This is a genomic window from Pseudoxanthomonas sacheonensis, assembly GCF_010093305.1.
In the GTDB taxonomy this organism is placed as follows: domain Bacteria; phylum Pseudomonadota; class Gammaproteobacteria; order Xanthomonadales; family Xanthomonadaceae; genus Pseudoxanthomonas_A; species Pseudoxanthomonas_A sacheonensis.
The window spans coordinates 33,889-49,986 of sequence record NZ_PDWS01000007.1; the positions used below are offsets into that span (position 1 = coordinate 33,889).

At 64.5% G+C, this 16,098-nt stretch carries 9 protein-coding genes; 6 read left to right on the top strand and 3 right to left on the bottom strand.

Annotated elements, in window-relative coordinates; all coding sequences use genetic code 11:
- Positions 1 to 104: 104 nt before the first annotated feature.
- Positions 105 to 2,543: a TonB-dependent receptor plug domain-containing protein gene (locus tag CSC73_RS07965; protein WP_163839911.1), complete on the bottom strand. Its 2,439-nt coding sequence runs from the start codon at positions 2,541 to 2,543 to the stop codon at positions 105 to 107.
- Positions 2,544 to 2,890: 347 nt separating this feature from the next.
- Between CSC73_RS07965 and CSC73_RS07970 the strand changes: the two genes are divergently transcribed.
- The 5 genes from CSC73_RS07970 (at position 2,891) to CSC73_RS07990 (ending at position 9,681) form a co-directional block, all read left to right on the top strand.
- The gene (locus CSC73_RS07970) at positions 2,891 to 3,367 is read left to right on the top strand and encodes a DUF3574 domain-containing protein (RefSeq protein ID WP_163839912.1); all 477 of its coding nucleotides are present in this window, start codon (positions 2,891 to 2,893) and stop codon (positions 3,365 to 3,367) included.
- A 412-nt stretch (positions 3,368 to 3,779) separates the two neighbouring features.
- Entirely contained in the window at positions 3,780 to 5,366 is a 1,587-nt protein-coding gene (locus tag CSC73_RS07975) for a SulP family inorganic anion transporter (RefSeq protein WP_163839913.1), read from the top strand.
- A 276-nt stretch (positions 5,367 to 5,642) separates the two neighbouring features.
- Complete coding sequence (gene clpB / locus CSC73_RS07980) at positions 5,643 to 8,228, top strand: ATP-dependent chaperone ClpB (RefSeq protein ID WP_163839914.1); 2,586 nt, start codon at positions 5,643 to 5,645, stop codon at positions 8,226 to 8,228.
- 104 nt (positions 8,229 to 8,332) lie between these two features.
- Positions 8,333 to 8,767, top strand: coding sequence for a hypothetical protein (locus CSC73_RS07985; protein ID WP_163839915.1), 435 nt, complete (start codon positions 8,333 to 8,335; stop codon positions 8,765 to 8,767).
- A 284-nt stretch (positions 8,768 to 9,051) separates the two neighbouring features.
- Entirely contained in the window at positions 9,052 to 9,681 is a 630-nt protein-coding gene (locus CSC73_RS07990) for a DUF3011 domain-containing protein (protein WP_163839916.1), read from the top strand.
- 86 nt (positions 9,682 to 9,767) lie between these two features.
- Here CSC73_RS07990 and ybaL read toward each other — a convergent pair whose 3' ends face one another.
- Together ybaL and CSC73_RS08000 are read right to left on the bottom strand one after the other, a co-directional pair.
- Positions 9,768 to 11,468: a YbaL family putative K(+) efflux transporter gene (ybaL, locus tag CSC73_RS07995; protein WP_163839917.1), complete on the bottom strand. Its 1,701-nt coding sequence runs from the start codon at positions 11,466 to 11,468 to the stop codon at positions 9,768 to 9,770.
- Between the two features lie 156 nt (positions 11,469 to 11,624).
- On the bottom strand, positions 11,625 to 14,009 hold the full coding sequence (locus tag CSC73_RS08000; protein ID WP_163839918.1) for a TonB-dependent receptor plug domain-containing protein: 2,385 nt from the start codon (positions 14,007 to 14,009) through the stop codon (positions 11,625 to 11,627).
- Positions 14,010 to 14,219: 210 nt separating this feature from the next.
- Between CSC73_RS08000 and CSC73_RS08005 the strand changes: the two genes are divergently transcribed.
- A complete protein-coding gene (locus tag CSC73_RS08005; protein WP_163839919.1) occupies positions 14,220 to 16,076 on the top strand; it encodes an ABC-F family ATP-binding cassette domain-containing protein in 1,857 nt (618 codons plus the stop codon).
- Positions 16,077 to 16,098 lie beyond the last annotated feature (22 nt).

Below are 16,098 nucleotides of genomic sequence, written 5' to 3' on the forward strand. Positions count from 1 at the left end.
AGCGACGTAAGTCGCGACTGAAACGAATGCCATTGGAAATGAGAATCCGTGGAATTCCTTCGCGACTTACGTCGCTCCTACGTCACACAAGCGCATCTCGCGGGTCAGAACGTGTAGCGGATCCGCGAGTAGTAATACGCGCCGTTGCTGCCGATCGGCGAGAGCACGTCGTAGGGCAGGTTGCCGAAATAGGCGATGTCGTCGATGGAGCGGTCCGGGTATTCGTCGGTCAGGTTCTGTCCGCCCAGCGCTACGCTCCATTTCGGCGTGATGCGGTATTCCACTTCCGCATCCAGCTGCCATTCCGCACCATAGGTCTGACGCGGCTCGAAACCCCCGCCGAAGTTGAACACGCGCGTGGCGCTGCCATGGCGGCTGACGCGACCCAACAGGTTCCACTTGTCGCTGTTCCAGTTGGCCGACAACAACGCGCGGGTGCGCGGCGCGGCGTCGGTCAGCGTGTTGCTCTCCTCGATGCCGAACAGCACGTAATCCGGATCCAGCGCGGTCAGCTCGGCCGGGGTGGGGGTGATGCGCTTGATTTCGGTCTTGGCGTAGCTGTAGGTGCCGCTGAGCAGTAGATCGCCGCTGCCCAGTTTCTGGCGCCAGTTGGCTACCAACTCGGCGCCTTCGGTGCGCGTGTCGGCGGCATTGATGAAGAAATTCACGCTCTGCACGCCGGACACGCCGAACTCTTCTTCCACGAACTCGGTCAGCGCATCGCCGCTGATGCGTTCGGTCAGGGCCACGCGGTCGTCTATGTCGATGCGGAACACATCCAGCGACAGATCGAAGTGCTCGCCGATCTTGCTGGTGAAGCCCAGGCTGAAGTTCACCGACTTCTCCGGCTCCAGCGGCTTGGCGCCCAAGGCCTGCGCGATGGGATTGTTGACCGACAGCAGGCGGCCCTGCAGCAGCTGGCCGGACGCGTCGTAGCCGGTGGAAGTGGCTTCGTAGCCGATCTGGCTCAGCGACGGGGCGCGGAAGTTGTTGGACACCGAGCCGCGCAGGGCGAAGACGGGCGCGAATTCGTAGCGCGCCGCCAGCTTGCCGGTGAGTTCGCCGCCGAAGTCGTCGTAGTGCTCGTAGCGTGCGGCGATGTCGGTGGTGAATTTCTCGCCGAAGTTGCTGGACAGGCTGGCGTACGCGCTGGACACGTCGCGCGACAGGTGGGCGACGTCCTGCGGGGTCAGTCCGCCGCCGGCTTGCGAACCGGTCGGCCGGTCTGTGAATGGACCGGCCGCATAGGAAGCCGGGTCGCCGGCGCCGGTGTCGTATTCCTCGCGGCGCAATTCCACGCCGGCGGCGAAGGTATGGCGGTTGTCGCCGGCATCGAAGCCGCGGCTGACGTCGAAGTTGGCCAGCGCTTGCTTGAATTCATAGTCGCCAGTCTTGAATCTGGTCGGGCTGCCCGGTCCCAGCGACGCATTGAGCGAATTCTCCAGCCGATAGGTGAAGGAATTGCGGCCGTAGTTGAGGCTGGCGTCGTAGTCCCAATCGCCCCATTGGCCGCGCAGGCCGGCCACGCCGGCCAGATCCCGGTTCTCGCCGATGGAGATCGGCCGGTAGCCGTCCGGATACACCTCTTTCCAGTTCGCCACGCCATCGGGATAACGGAAATAGTTGGCGCCTCGGGTGTCGCTCTGATTGAAGGTGCCGAAGGCGTAGAGTTCCGCGTTTTCGCCGACCGGCAGCGCGCTGTTGAGCCAGGCATTGAGCGCCTTGGATTCTCCATCGCCCAGGTGGTAGTTGCGCTGGCCGGCCAGGGCCAGGTTGTCGGGAGTCTGTTCCTCGAAGAACGGAATCTGGTCGAAGCCGGCGCGGTTGGTGGCTTCGCGGTTCTTCAGTTCCAGGCCGACGCGGAAGAAACCGTCGTCGCCGATGCGGCTGCCGACCTGGGCGCTGGCGAAGCTGGTCTGGCCGTCGGTGACGGTTTCGTCGATCGGCTCCACATCGGTGTGGTGCGCGCCGAAACTCGCTTCGTACGATCCGCCTTCGGGCGCGTCGTTGAGGATGACGTTGATGACGCCGGCCACCGCATCGGAACCGTATTGCGCACCGGCGCCGTCGCGCAGCACTTCGATGCGCTTGATCGCGCTGACCGGGATGGCGTTGAAATCGACCGGCGTGGTGCCCTTGCCGATCTTGCTGTCGGTATTGACCAGCGCGCTGGTATGGCGGCGCTTGCCGTTGACCAGCACCAGGATCTGGTTGGGGCTCAAGCCGCGCAGTTGCGCGGCGCGGATATGGTCGGCACCGCCGGAGTTGGACTGGCGCGGGAAATTGAACGACGGCAGCAAGGCCTGCAGGGCGCTGCCGAGTTCGCCGTTCAACACGCCGGCTTTGCGGATGTCTTCGGCGGTCAGCACGTCGATCGGCGAGGTGGACTCCAGCACGGTGCGGTCGGTGGCGCGGGTGCCGGTGACGATGACGGTATCGAGATTGGTGGCTTCTGCGGTTTCGATGGCGTCTTGCGCGAAGGCGGGGCTGGCGAGCGCCAGCGCGATGGCGACGCCGAGCGGCGTCACGAGGTGACGGGACATGGGAACTCCTGGGTGGGGGGTTAACGGCAAACGAAAAGGTCGTGACGCGACTCGCCGCAAAGGCGAGGGACTTTCGCCTCAACAACGACCGCGCATGCGATCGGCCATGTCGCCAGGGCGGCCGCCGGGCGTTCTCATGGGAATGCGTGCAGGCAGTGTGTTCATCGCAGTCCGACTCTTGGAATCATCGCGTGGGAGCGACTGTAGGAGGCATTAATCCCACACGCCGGAAGGGAATGTCAACATCCATCCGGATAAAGCGATACAGTATTCCGTCAGCGGCAACAATGGTGGGCGCGAATGCGGCCTATGCTGGCGGCTCTTTTTTTGACCACGGGAGTGAGGGCATGGTTGTTCGCGGCATCGCATTGGCACTGCTGCTGGGTTTGGGCGCGTGCGCGACGCTGCCGCAAGCGCCGTCGTCCTCCACGCAGGTCAATGCGACGATGCAGGGCGACGCGGCGCGGCCGGCGCAGGCGCGGGGCTGGGTGCGCAGCGAGCTTTATTTCGGCGTGGGGGAGGAAAGCGGCCCGGCCGACCGGCCGCAGGCCGAGCCGATCAGCGAGGCGCAGTGGCGCGCGTTCCTGGACAAGGAGGTGACATCCCGTTTTCCCGACGGTCTGACCGTGTTCGATGCGTACGGCCAGTGGCTGTTCCGCGGCGCCAAGGAGCCGAACCGGTTAAGTACTAAAGTGCTGGTGATTCTGCATGAGGACACCCCACAGCGGACTGCGGATATCGAGGCGATCCGGCTGGCGTGGAAGCAGGCGACCAAGCATCAGTCGGTGTTGTGGTCGAAGCAGGCGGCGGAAGTTTCTTTTTGAAGGCACATGGCTGATTGAAGACACATAGCTGAAGGTTTGCTAGGTGCCGATCGAAGAACCCTTCCCTCGCTTGCGGGGGAAGGTGCCGAAGGCGGATGGGGGCGCTCTTGGCGGAGTCTCATCCCATCAAAGCAAAAGCATTTCGCGCTACGCGCGAGTCACTTTTCTTTGAACGGCAAAGAAAAGTAACCAAAAGAAAGCCGCCCTAACGTCGCGCCCGACGATGAAGCCGTCGGGTCCGCAAGTGGCGCAGGAATTTCCGTAAGGCGCATCCTGCGCCTCCGGAAACGGCGCACATCCCTGTGCGCCGCCCCTTCGGGGTTTACCTGCGCCACTTGCCGCGACTCACGGGGCATTGGTAGTGCAAGATCAAGATCAAGATCAACGACAAAATCCAACCTGCGAGCCAAGAATGCCCTCAACTCCCGCACCCTCCCGCCGCTGGTTCGTAGCAGGCGACCTCAACGGCTTCTTCGGCCTGGTGGTCGACAACCTGTCGATCCTGGGCTTCATCGCCATGGCCTTGATCGGGATCTTCGGATTCCCAGCCGAGGTGGTGTACCAGCGCATGTTTCCGGGTACCGCGCTGGGCGTGCTGGTCGGCAACCTGATCTACACGTGGATGGCGCGAAGGCTGGCGGCCCAGACCGGTCGCGACGACGTCACCGCGATGCCGCTGGGTCTGGACGCACCGACCAGCATCGGCATGGCGCTGCTGGTGCTGGGGCCGGCGTTCCTGGCCTTCAAGCAACAGGGATTGGAGCCGCAGGCCGCGGCCATCGCCACCTGGCAGCTGGGCATGGCGTCGTTGATCGTGATGGGCGTGCTGAAGCTGGTGCTCTCGTTCTTCGGCGATGCGGTGACGCGGATCGTGCCGCGCGCCGGCCTACTGGGCTCCATCGGCGGCGCGGCGCTGACGCTGCTGGGCTTCCTGCCATTGATCGAAACCCTGCGCTCGCCCATCGTCGGCTTTGTCACCTTCGGCCTGCTGCTGTACGTACTGGTGGCCAAGGGCCGCTTGCCGGTGAAGATTCCCGGCGTGCTGCTGGCCTTCATCGTCGGCACATCGCTTTACTACGGGTTGGGACTGGCCGGCCTGGGCACGCCCGGGTTCGCCTTGCCCGAAGCGGTGCCGCTCAGCTTCACTTTGCCGCTGCCCACGCTCGGTTTCATCGACGGACTTCCGGCTACCGTTCCCTACCTGCCCTTGCTGTTGCCGTTCGGTCTGCTGATGGTGGTGGGCGGCATCAACGTCAGCGAAAGCGCGCGCGCGGCCGGCGACGACTACCGCACCCGCGACGTGCTGCTGGCCGAAGCGGTGTCCACTTTGGTCGCAGGCTTCTGCGGCGGCGTGGCCCAGACCACGCCCTACATCGGTCAGCCCGCCTACAAGCACATGGGCGCGCGCAGCGGCTATACGCTGCTGACCGGTATCTTCATCGGCCTGGGCGGGATCCTGGGTTACGTATCGGGGCTGGTGCAGTGGCTGCCGCTGGCGGTGCTGGCGCCGATCATCGTCTACGTGGGCCTGGACATCACCGTGCAGGCGTTCAACGAAACCCCGCGCAAGCACGCCATCGCGGTGGCGCTGGGTTTCCTGCCTTCGATCGCGTATCTGCTCAACATCAAGTTCGGCAACCCGGCGTGGATTCCACCGGAGAAATTCGCCGCGCTCTACAGCGGCACGGACGGGCATGGCCTGCCGGATCTGGCCACCATCGTGACCCTGGGCAACGGTTTCATCATCACGGCGATGATCTGGACCACCGCGCTGGTGGCCATGATCGACCGGCGCCACCTGCATGCGGTGCTGGCGCTGTTGTTCGGCGCGGCGCTGACGCTGTTCGGCTTCATCCATTCGGTGGATCCGCGTGGCGGCATCTATCTGCCGTGGGACCTGGTTGGCTTGCCGAAGGTCATCATGTGGCAGTTCTTCGGTGCGTACGTGGCGCTGGCGGTGTTGCTGGGGCTGCTGTCGCTGCAAAAGGAAGAAACGTAGGGCGGGCACTGCCCGCCTTCGCGGTTGCTTTGCCCCCTTTGAAAAAGGGGGCTACGGGGGATTCGCTTTTGACTTTGCTCCTGTTCTTGCTTCCTGCATTTCGCGAAAAGCAAATCCCCCTCGGTCCCCCTTTTTCAAAGCGGGAGGTCGATTTCCAGCATCTTGGGGCCTTCTGCCGCCCCAACGGGCGTCTCGCCCTGCCTTGAAACACGGCCGTTCAACCGCATCTGGATAACATCGCCGGCACGCCGGCCACCCTTTCCAGAGGTAATCCCGATGCGCATGGACAAGCTCACTTCGCGCTTCCAGCAGGCGCTGGCCGACGCGCAATCGCTGGCTGTTGGCCGCGACCACAACATGATCGAACCGGTGCATGTGCTGACCGCGCTCCTGGACCAGTCCGACGGCAGTACCCGTCCGCTGCTGGCCCAGGCCGGCGTCAACGTGCCGGTGCTGCGCGAGCGCCTGACCGAAGCGCTGGACAAGCTGCCCAAGGTCTCCGGCCAGGCCGGCAACCTGTCCATCGGCAACGATCTCAACCGCCTGCTCAACGTCACCGACAAACTGGCCCAGCAGCATGGCGACCAGTTCATCGCCAGCGAGTGGTTCGTGCTGGCCGCGCTGGAAGACAAGGGCACGCTGGGCATGGCTTTGCGCGCAGCGGGCGCGGACAAGGCCAAGCTGGAGGCGGCGATAGAAAAAGTACGGGGCGGCGAGAGCGTGCAGTCCGAAAACGCCGAGGAACAGCGCCAGGCGCTGGAGAAATACACCATCGACCTGACCGCACGCGCCGAGTCCGGCAAGCTCGACCCGGTCATCGGCCGCGACGAAGAGATCCGCCGCACCATCCAGGTCCTGCAGCGCCGCACCAAGAACAACCCGGTGCTGATCGGCGAACCCGGCGTAGGCAAGACCGCGATCGTGGAGGGCCTGGCCCAGCGCATCGTCAACGGCGAAGTGCCCGAAGGCTTGAAGAACCGCCGCGTGCTCTCGCTGGACATGGGCGCGCTGATCGCCGGCGCCAAGTTCCGCGGCGAGTTCGAAGAGCGACTCAAAGCGGTGCTCAACGATCTGTCCAAGACCGAGGGGCAGGTGATCCTGTTCATCGACGAACTGCACACTATGGTCGGCGCGGGCAAGGCCGAAGGCTCCATGGACGCCGGCAACATGCTCAAGCCGGCGCTGGCGCGTGGCGAGCTGCATTGCATCGGCGCCACCACCCTGGACGAATACCGCAAATACGTGGAGAAGGACGCCGCGCTGGAGCGCCGCTTCCAGAAAGTCTTCGTGGGCGAACCCACGGTGGAAGACACCATCGCCATCCTGCGCGGGCTGAAGGAACGCTACGCGGTGCATCACGGCGTGGAGATCACCGACCCGGCCATCGTCGCCGCCGCCACGCTTTCGCACCGCTATATCGCCGACCGACAGCTGCCCGACAAGGCCATCGACCTGATGGACGAAGCCGCCTCGCGCATCCGCATGGAGATCGACTCCAAGCCGGAGGAGCTGGACCGCAAGGAACGCCGCCTGATCCAGCTGAAGATCCAGCGCGAGATGCTGAAGAAGGAAAAGGACGACGAATCGAAGAAGCGCCTGGCCGACCTGGAAGCCGATATCGAATCGCTGGAACGCGAATTCTCCGACCTAAACGAAGTGTGGAAATCGGAGAAAGCCGCGCTGCAGGGCGCGACCAAGGTCAAGGAGCAGATCGAACAGGCCAAGCTGGACCTGGAAGCCGCGCAGCGCCACCAGGACTACGCGCGCATGAGCGAGATCCAGTACGGACTGCTGCCGGAGCTGGAGAAACAGCTCAAGGCAGCGCAGGAAGTGGAACAGAAGGATTTCAAGCTGGTGCAGGACCGGGTGACCGCCGAAGAGATCGCCGAAGTGGTGTCGCGCTGGACCGGCATTCCGGTCAGCAAGATGCTGGAGGGCGAGCGCGAGAAGCTGCTGAAGATGGAGTCGCAGCTGCATACGCGCGTGGTCGGGCAGGAGGAAGCGATCAAGGTCGTATCCGATGCGATGCGCCGTTCGCGCGCCGGCCTGTCCGATCCCAACCGTCCCACCGGCTCGTTCCTGTTCCTGGGCCCGACCGGCGTGGGCAAGACCGAGCTGTGCAAGGCGCTGGCCGAATTCCTGTTCGACAGCAGCGACGCCATGATCCGCATCGACATGAGCGAGTTCATGGAGAAGCACAGCGTCGCACGTTTGATCGGCGCGCCTCCGGGCTATGTCGGCTACGAAGAAGGCGGTTATCTGACCGAAGCCGTGCGCCGCCGCCCGTATTCGCTGATCCTGCTGGACGAAGTGGAGAAGGCGCACAGCGATGTGTTCAACATCCTGCTGCAGGTATTGGACGACGGCCGCCTGACCGACGGACAGGGCCGCACGGTGGATTTCCGCAATACCGTCATCGTGATGACCTCCAACCTCGGTTCGCAGATGATCCAGGAGATGTCCGGCGACGACTCCGCCGAGGCGTACACGCAGATGAAGGCCGCGGTGATGGGCGTGGTGCAGGCGCACTTCCGCCCGGAGTTCATCAACCGGCTGGACGACATCGTGGTTTTCCATCCGCTGGACAAGGCGCAGATACGGGAGATCGCCCGAATCCAGTTGAAAGGCCTGGAGAAGCGCCTGGGCGAACGCGGGCTGCGGATCGAACTGGAAGACAGCGCCTTGCAGTTGCTGGGCAATGTGGGCTTCGACCCGGTGTACGGGGCGCGTCCGCTCAAGCGCGCCATCCAGCAGCAGCTGGAGAATCCGCTGGCGCAGAAGATCCTGGCGGGCGAGTTCGCCGGCGGCGACACCATCCGGGTAGGGGCCAGCGGCGGTGGCCTGGTTTTTACGCGCGGTTAATCCACGGGCGTTAGCATCGCGTCGCGATCTGTAGTTGCATTACAGGCACATGGCCGCGGTTTCGCGGCCATCCCCGTTCAAATGCTTTCTCATGGAGAAACACGATGCACAAGACTCTTTTCGGCGGCGCGCTGGCGCTCGGCCTTGCGCTGACGGCACTGCCCGCAGCGGCGCAGAACATGACCTGCAAGCTGACCTTCAGTTCTTCCAGCTGGTCGATCTTCTACAAGACCACTTCCGGCACCGGTGTAGTGACCTGCAGCAACGGCCAGAGCCTGCCGGTCAAGATCACGGCCAAGGGCGGCGGGCTTACCGTGGGCAAGTCCAAGATCACCAACGGCTTCGGGGAATTCGCCGAGGTCAGGAACATCCGCGACGTGCTGGGCAGCTACGCGGCGGCCGAAGCCCATGCCGGCACCGTGAGGTCGGCCAACGCGCAAGCCATGACCAACGGCAAGGTGTCGCTGGCGCTGGCCGGCAAGGGCGAAGGCTGGGACTTGGGCGTTGCCTTCAGCAAGTTCACCCTGAAGGCGCGCTGACGCTCCTCCCGTCGCCGGCCACGGCGACGCAAGCAGGATTCAAGGCCCCGCATGAGCGGGGCCTTTTTTGGCCTGTCATATGAAGACCGTGAGTCCGTGCCAGGATGATTACGACTGCCGGGGGCCTGCCGCCTGCCCATTGGAGCTACCCGTATTCACCTCTGTCGCAACTGACATGGGCGCGGCCTCTCCGGGGCGGGCGGGTGCGGTGGAATTGTGAGAAATGTACCGATATCCTCGGCGGCTCAGGGCTACTTTCACCTTTCCACCCGAGGGGAACCACCATGCACATTCCAAAGCTTGCCGTACTAGCGGTTCTTGGTTTGATTGTTTACGCGCCTGCGTCGACGGCGCAGGCCCAGTCCACGGTCGAATGCCAATCGCGCGATTACCAATACGACGAATGCTGGGCAGGACCTCTGCGCGCGCCGCAGCTCGTCCACCAGATTTCCAACAGCGCCTGCATCATCAACCGCAGCTGGGGTTATAACCGCCGCAGCGGATACATCTGGGTAGCCAATGGCTGCGCGGGCGTTTTCGCCGATGTGGGCGGTTATCACCACGGACGCGGCGACACCTACGACCCGGGCGCGCGCCACTACGACGAACATGGACATGACAGCGGCGCCGTGGTCGCCGGCGCGGTGCTCGGCGCGATCCTGGCCGGGGCGGCCAGCGATTCGCACAAGGACCACCGCCACACCACCAGCAATGTTCGCTACGACAGCTCCAGCAACTACAGCGGTTGCCACGGTGTCGGCTGCATGGTCGACAACCCGGACCGGGACACCAGCCAGGACATCGACCCGCGGCCGTCGTTCGACAGGGACGGCAATCCGAATTTCGACACCAAAGGAAATTGGCAGGGCTGCCATGGCGCAGGCTGCCTGGTCGATAATCCCGACAACAACTGACTGGGAGGACGGATCCGTGCGATGAAAAGCCCGGCGATGCCGGGCTTTTTTTGTCGGACGGAGGACGTAAGGTTGGATGCGTCTTGTCAGCTGCTTTTGCGCAGCGCGCGGTATGGCGGAGTGGACATGATCATCTCCGCCAGCGAGTAGGCCAGTTCGCGTTCGGCCATGATCGCCCCGTCTGCGCCGTGTTCCAGCAGATGCTTCACTTCCGCATCGCTGTGCGCGCGCGCCAGCACCGTCAGCGACGGGTTGATCGCGCGCAGCTTGGCGATGGCTTCGCCCGCTTCCAGCGGTTGCGGGATGGCCAGCACGGCGATCTTCGCTTTTTCCGGCTGCGCTTCGGCCAGCACACGGTCGGAGGCGGCGCTGCCGCGGATGCCCGGTATGCCGTTGGCGTGCGCGCGTTCGATGTTGTGGCCGTTGTCGTCTATCACCACCAGCGGCACGCCGCGTTCGCGCAGCACCTGCGCCAGGATGCTGCCGACGCGCCCGTAGCCGATCACGATGGCGTGGTCTTCGGCGACCAGCGGCGGGCCCGGCGGCGGTTCGGCTTCCTCCGGCGCGGGGGCTTCCTTCTCGTTGCGCGCCTTCCACTTGTCCAGCGCGACGAACAGGAAGGGATTGGCCACGATGGACAGCAGCGCCCCGGCCAGCACCATGTCGTGCGCTTCCTGCGGCAGGATCTTCAGCTGCAAGCCCAGGCCGGCGAGGATGAAGGAGAACTCGCCGATCTGCGCCAGGCTGGCGGAAATCGTCAACGCGGTGCCGGTGGGATGGCCGAACGCGCGCACGATCACGAACGCGGCCAGCGACTTGCCGACCACGATGATCAGGAACGTGGCCAGCACCTGCAACGGATAGTTCACCACGATGGTCGGGTCGAACAGCATGCCGACCGAAACGAAGAACAGCACCGCGAAGGCGTCGCGCAGCGGCAGCGAATCGTTGGCGGCCTTGTGGCTGAGTTCGGATTCGTTCAACAGCATGCCGGCGAAGAACGCGCCCAGCGCGAAAGAGACGCCGAACAATTTCGCCGAACCGAACGCCACGCCCAGCGCGATGGCCAGCACCGCCAGCGTGAACAATTCGCGCGAACCGGTGGCGGCGATCTTCTCCAGCGTCCACGGGATCACGCGCTTGCCCACCACCAGCATCACCGCCACGAATGCGGTGACCTGCAGCAGGGTGATGCCCAGCGCCTTGGCGATGGCCCACACGGGGCCGCTTTGCTCCTGCGCCGCCTCGACGGCATCGCCGCCCAGCGCACCGGCCAGCGCGGGCAGCAACACCAGCGCAAGCACCATCACCAGGTCTTCCACGATCAGCCAGCCGACGGCGATCTTGCCACGGCCGGTATCCAGCAGCCGGCGGTCTTCCATCGCGCGCAGCAGCACCACGGTACTGGCCACCGAAAGCGCCAGGCCGAACACGAAGCCCTGCAGATGCGGCCACCCCATGTACCAGGCCAGCGCCCAGCCCAGCAGCGTCGCCGCCGCGATCTGCACGATGGCGCCGGGAATGGCGATGGACTTGACCCGCATCAGGTCGGCCAGCGAAAAGTGCAGACCTACGCCGAACATCAGCAGCATCACGCCGAGTTCCGACAATTGCGTGGCCAGCCCCTGGTCGGCGATGAATCCGGGCGTGAACGGCCCCACCACCATCCCCGCCAGCAGGTAACCGACCAGCGGCGACAGCTTGAAGCGGTTGGCCAGTGCGCCCAGTACGAACGCGACCGCCAGGCCGACCGCAATGAGGTCGATCAGGTCGGTGTCATGGGGCATTCGCTATCCAGCATCGTCCGAGTGGAAACAAGTGTCGCCGATGCCTGGATCCGGGGCAAACCGGAACTGACCGGTACGTTCATTCGGACGCAGTCGCCGTCAAATGAAAAGCCCCGGCATGCCGGGGCTTTTCTTGCTTGACTCAACGCTTCACCGTCACCACTTGTAGCCGACGCGCGCGTAGATGTAGCCGCCGTTGAAGCCGAACGGACTCTGCGTGGGCCACGGCAGCTGCCCGGAGGTGGAATTGGCGAAGATCACCTCGTCCGGATACTCGTTCAACACGTTGTCGCCGCCGACAGTGAACTCCCATTTGTCCAGCTTGTAGGCGAGCGACAGGTCGAGCAGCCATTTCGCGCCAAAGGTCTGGTCAAGTGTGGGATTGGCGTTGCGGATGGTGAACTCGCCGTACCGCGTCGCAGTGGCGCCGATGCTGAAGCCGCCCTTGGTCCAGACGCTGTTGAGGAAGAACTTGTCGCGCGGCGCGCCCACTTCGAAGCGTCCCAGCTCTACCCGGCCGAAGCGTACCGCTGCCGGATCGATCAATTCCAGCGCCGCCGGGTTGGGGGCTACGCGGTCGATCTCGGTCTTGTTGTAATTGTAGCCGGTGGTGAAGTCGAGCTTGCTTGACGCCAAGTTCCACGTGTACGTGCCGACGATGTCGATGCCGGTGGTGGTGGTATCCAGCGCGTTGGTGAAGTAGCGGCCTCCCGCCACGTCGGGGAAGCCGTGCGTGTTGAGGTAGGTGCGCACCGCCGTGCTGGTGAGGTTTTCCGACAGCGTGATGCGGTCCTTGACCTTGATCTGGTAGGCGTCGATGGTCACGTACAGGCCTTCGACCGGCGTCAGCACCAGGCCCAGGCTGAAGTTGTCCGATTCCTCGGCCTTCAGCGGTTCGGCGCCCAGCGCGATGCCGGCTGGATTGGTCACGCGGAAAGTCACCAGGTCGAAAGGAATGCCGCCGATGAAGTTGGTCGAAGTGGTCTGGTAGTACTGCTGCTGCAGCGATGGCGCGTGGAAGCCGGTCGAGGCGGTGGCGCGCAGGGCGATGGCGTCGTTGAACGCGTAGCGGCCGGTTAGTTTGCCGGTGGCAGTGTCGCCGAAGTCGCTGTAATCCTCGTAGCGTACCGCGATGCCGGCCGACAGCTTCTCGGTGAGATCGCCTTCCAGGCCGACGTAGTACGAAAGGTTGTTGCGGTCGAAGGTGCCGCTGTCGCTGGGACGGAAGCCCGGGAACACCTGCGAGCCGGAAGGCGCCGGCGCACCGGCGATCAATTCGCCGCCGTTGATGTATGAGCCAGGCTCGCCCGGTCCTATGGTGTATTCCTCGCCGCGCCACTCGGCGCCGTAGGACAGTGTGAGCGGATAGGCCAGTCCCCAGTCCAGCTGCTTGTTGAAGTCGAAGTTCAATACGTGCTGCTTGAATTCCAGCGAGCCGGCGTAGAACTCGGTCGGCGAGGTCGGGCCGATGCTGCGGTTGAGCGTGTTCTGGATGTCGAATTCGAGCTTGTTGGAGCCGTAGGTGTAGCTGATGTCGATGTTGGTGCCGCCGGCGGTGTAGGTCTTCAGGCCGCCAGAGAAGCTGACATCGGTGGAGGTATTGAAGATCTGCGGCAAGAAGCCATCGGGATAGATCGACGGGATGTTGCGCGAATCGCCGGCCGGCCGGAAGAAGCCGTTGGAAAGCGATTCGCGCTTGGTGTACAGGCCGTACGAATAGAAGGTGAGGTAGTCGGCGACGGCGATTTCACCGTTGTAGAGGAAGGAGCCGTTGTCCACTTCCGGATCGCCCAGACGCTGCACGACCTTGCCGGCCGGCGCGCTGGTGGGGGTGACCACGCCCAGGTACGGCGCGGCGCGGTCGGTCTGGTCCTGGTGGCCGCCCTGGACGGCGAAGTGCACCTTGCCCGCTTCGCCCAGCTTGAAACCGGCGTCGCCCTGCACCTGGTACTGCTCGCCGTCACCGGCGCTGTAGAGGCCGTAGGTCGCGCTGGCGCTGCCGCCGCTGTCCGAACCCTTCAGCACGATGTTGATGACGCCGGCGATGGCGTCGGAACCGTACTGCGCCGAAGCGCCGTCGCGCAGCACTTCCACCCGTTCGATCGCGGAGATCGGAATGGTGTTGAGGTCGACCGGCGAGGAGCTGCGGCCTTGGCTGCCGTTGACGTTGACCAGCGAGCCGGGGTGGTAGCGCTTGCCGTTGACCAGGACCAGGGTGTGGTCGGGTGACAGGCCGCGCAGCTGCGCCGGGCGCATCGCGTCGGTGCCGTCGTTGATGGCAGGGCGTGGGAAGTTGAGCGACGGGATCGCGCGGGAAAGCGCGGTTGCCAGCTCCACGGTGCCAGTGGACTGCAGTACTTCGGGGGTAATGATGTCGATCGGTGCGGTCGATTCGGCCACGGTGCGGTCGGAGACGCGGGTACCCGTGACGATCAGGGTGTCCAGGGTCTTGGCCTCTTCGGGAGTTTCCTGGGCCAGGGCGGGAGAGGTGAGCAGCGCGAGGAAGATCGCGGCGGCGAGCGGGGCGGGCTTGCGGTTCATGGCTACTCCAAAAAGATTTTCAGGGTTCAAGAGACTTCAGGGTGGATTCGGTTCTTGTCGCTGGACCCGCCGTGCAGGAGCTGTTGCGGCGCATCAAAGTCTGGATTACAGGCATATGACATCCATGTCAATGATTTATTAACAAACGTGTGACGGGCTGTAATAGTTAAACTATGCGGCGCAATTCCGTTAATAACCCTGGCTCATCCCGTGATTTCCTTACGTAATTTCGCCCTGCGCAGGGGCGAACGCCTGCTCCTGTCCGACGTCGACCTGACCATGCACGCCGGCTACCGGGTGGGCGTGGTCGGCCGCAACGGCACCGGCAAGTCCAGCCTGTTCGCCGCCATCCGCAACGAGATCGAGGCCGACAAGGGCGATATCGACCTGCCGGGCAAGGTGCGCATCGCCAGCGTGGCCCAGGAAACCCCGTCGCTGCCGGATCCGGCCATCGAGTTCGTGCTGTCCGGCGATGTCGATGTCGCCGCCGCTTTGCGCGCCGAAGCCGCCGCGCTGGCTGCCGAGGACTGGGAAGCGGTGGCCATGGCCCACCACCGGCTGGAAGAGGTCAATGGTTACGATGCTTCCGCGCGCGCCGGCAAGTTGCTGCACGGTCTGGGCTTCCCGGGCGATACCCACCAGCGCGCGGTGTCTTCCTTCTCCGGCGGCTGGCGTGTGCGCTTGAATCTGGCGCGCGCGCTGATGACGCCAAGCGACTTGCTGTTGCTGGACGAACCGACCAACCACCTGGACCTGGACGCGGTGCTGTGGCTGGAGCAATGGCTGCTGAAATATCCCGGCACGCTGCTGTTGATCTCGCACGACCGCGAGTTCCTGGACAACGTCACCACCCATACCCTGCATCTGCATGGCGGCAAGGCCAAGCTGTACACCGGCGATTACACCGCCTTCGAACGCCAGCGTTCGGAGCAGTTGCGCCTGCAGCAGATCACCCACGAGAAGGCGCAGGCCGAGCGCGCGCACCTGCAGAGTTTCATCGACCGTTTCAGCGCCAGCGCGGCCAAGGCCAAGCAGGCGCAATCGCGGGTCAAACGCCTGGCCAAGATGGCCGGCACCGAGGCGGTGCGCGCCGAGCGCGAGCTGGTGATCGAATTCGCCCAGCCGCAGCGCCTGCCGTTCTCGCTGATCCGGCTCAACCACGTCGATGCCGGTTACGGCGACACGGTCATCCTCAAAGATGTCGCCTTCGGCCTGGAAGCCGGCGACCGCATCGGCCTGCTCGGCGTCAACGGCGCGGGCAAGTCGACCCTGGTGAAGACGCTGGTCGGCGACCTGGAACCGATCCATGGCGACCGCAGCTGCCACCCCGACGTGCGCATCGGCTACTTCGCCCAGCACACGGTGGAATCGCTGAAGCCCGCGCAATCGCCCATCGACCATTTGCGCGACCTGTCGCCGGATGCGCCGACGCAGTCGTTCCGCGACTTCCTGGGCAAATGGAATTTCCCCGGCGACCGCGCCTTCGAAAGCGTCGATGGTTTCTCCGGCGGCGAACGCGCGCGCCTGGCCCTGGCGCTGATCGCCTGGCGCCAGCCCAACGTGTTGCTGCTGGACGAACCCACCAACCACCTGGACCTGGAGATGCGCGAGGCGCTGGCCGAAGCGCTGAGCCTGTTCGAAGGCGCCATCGTCATGGTCTCGCACGATCGCCACCTGATCGGCCTGGTCTGCGAAACCTACTGGCGCGTGGCCGACGGCGTGGTCGAGCCGTTCGCCGGCGATCTGGACGAATACGCCGCCTGGCTGCGCAGCCGCGCCACCGCCCAGGGCAACAAGCCGCCCAAGATTCCCGAAACACCGCTGCCGTCAGTGCCTGCGGCCAAGCCGGCGGCCCCGGCGAAAAAGGTCAATCCGCACAAACTGGCCCAGGCCGAGGCGCGGGTGGCCGAACTGGAAGGCAAGCTGGCCGCGCTGGAAACCGAGCTGGCCGATCCTGCGGTTTATGCGCAGGGTGGCGCCCGGGTCGCCGAGATCGGCCGTCAGCAAACCCAGCTGCGCGACGCGCTGGCCACCGCCGAGGCCGAGTGGTCGGCGCTTTACGACTAGACTCACCCCCTTGCTTCGCCGG

Coding starts and splice junctions, on each gene's coding strand:
- CSC73_RS07965 (WP_163839911.1), bottom strand. CDS start 2,543: ATGTCCCGTCACCTCGTGACGCCGCTCGGCGTCGCCATCGCGCTGGCG.
- CSC73_RS07970 (WP_163839912.1), top strand. CDS start 2,891: ATGGTTGTTCGCGGCATCGCATTGGCACTGCTGCTGGGTTTGGGCGCG.
- CSC73_RS07975 (WP_163839913.1), top strand. CDS start 3,780: ATGCCCTCAACTCCCGCACCCTCCCGCCGCTGGTTCGTAGCAGGCGAC.
- clpB (WP_163839914.1), top strand. CDS start 5,643: ATGCGCATGGACAAGCTCACTTCGCGCTTCCAGCAGGCGCTGGCCGAC.
- CSC73_RS07985 (WP_163839915.1), top strand. CDS start 8,333: ATGCACAAGACTCTTTTCGGCGGCGCGCTGGCGCTCGGCCTTGCGCTG.
- CSC73_RS07990 (WP_163839916.1), top strand. CDS start 9,052: ATGCACATTCCAAAGCTTGCCGTACTAGCGGTTCTTGGTTTGATTGTT.
- ybaL (WP_163839917.1), bottom strand. CDS start 11,468: ATGCCCCATGACACCGACCTGATCGACCTCATTGCGGTCGGCCTGGCG.
- CSC73_RS08000 (WP_163839918.1), bottom strand. CDS start 14,009: ATGAACCGCAAGCCCGCCCCGCTCGCCGCCGCGATCTTCCTCGCGCTG.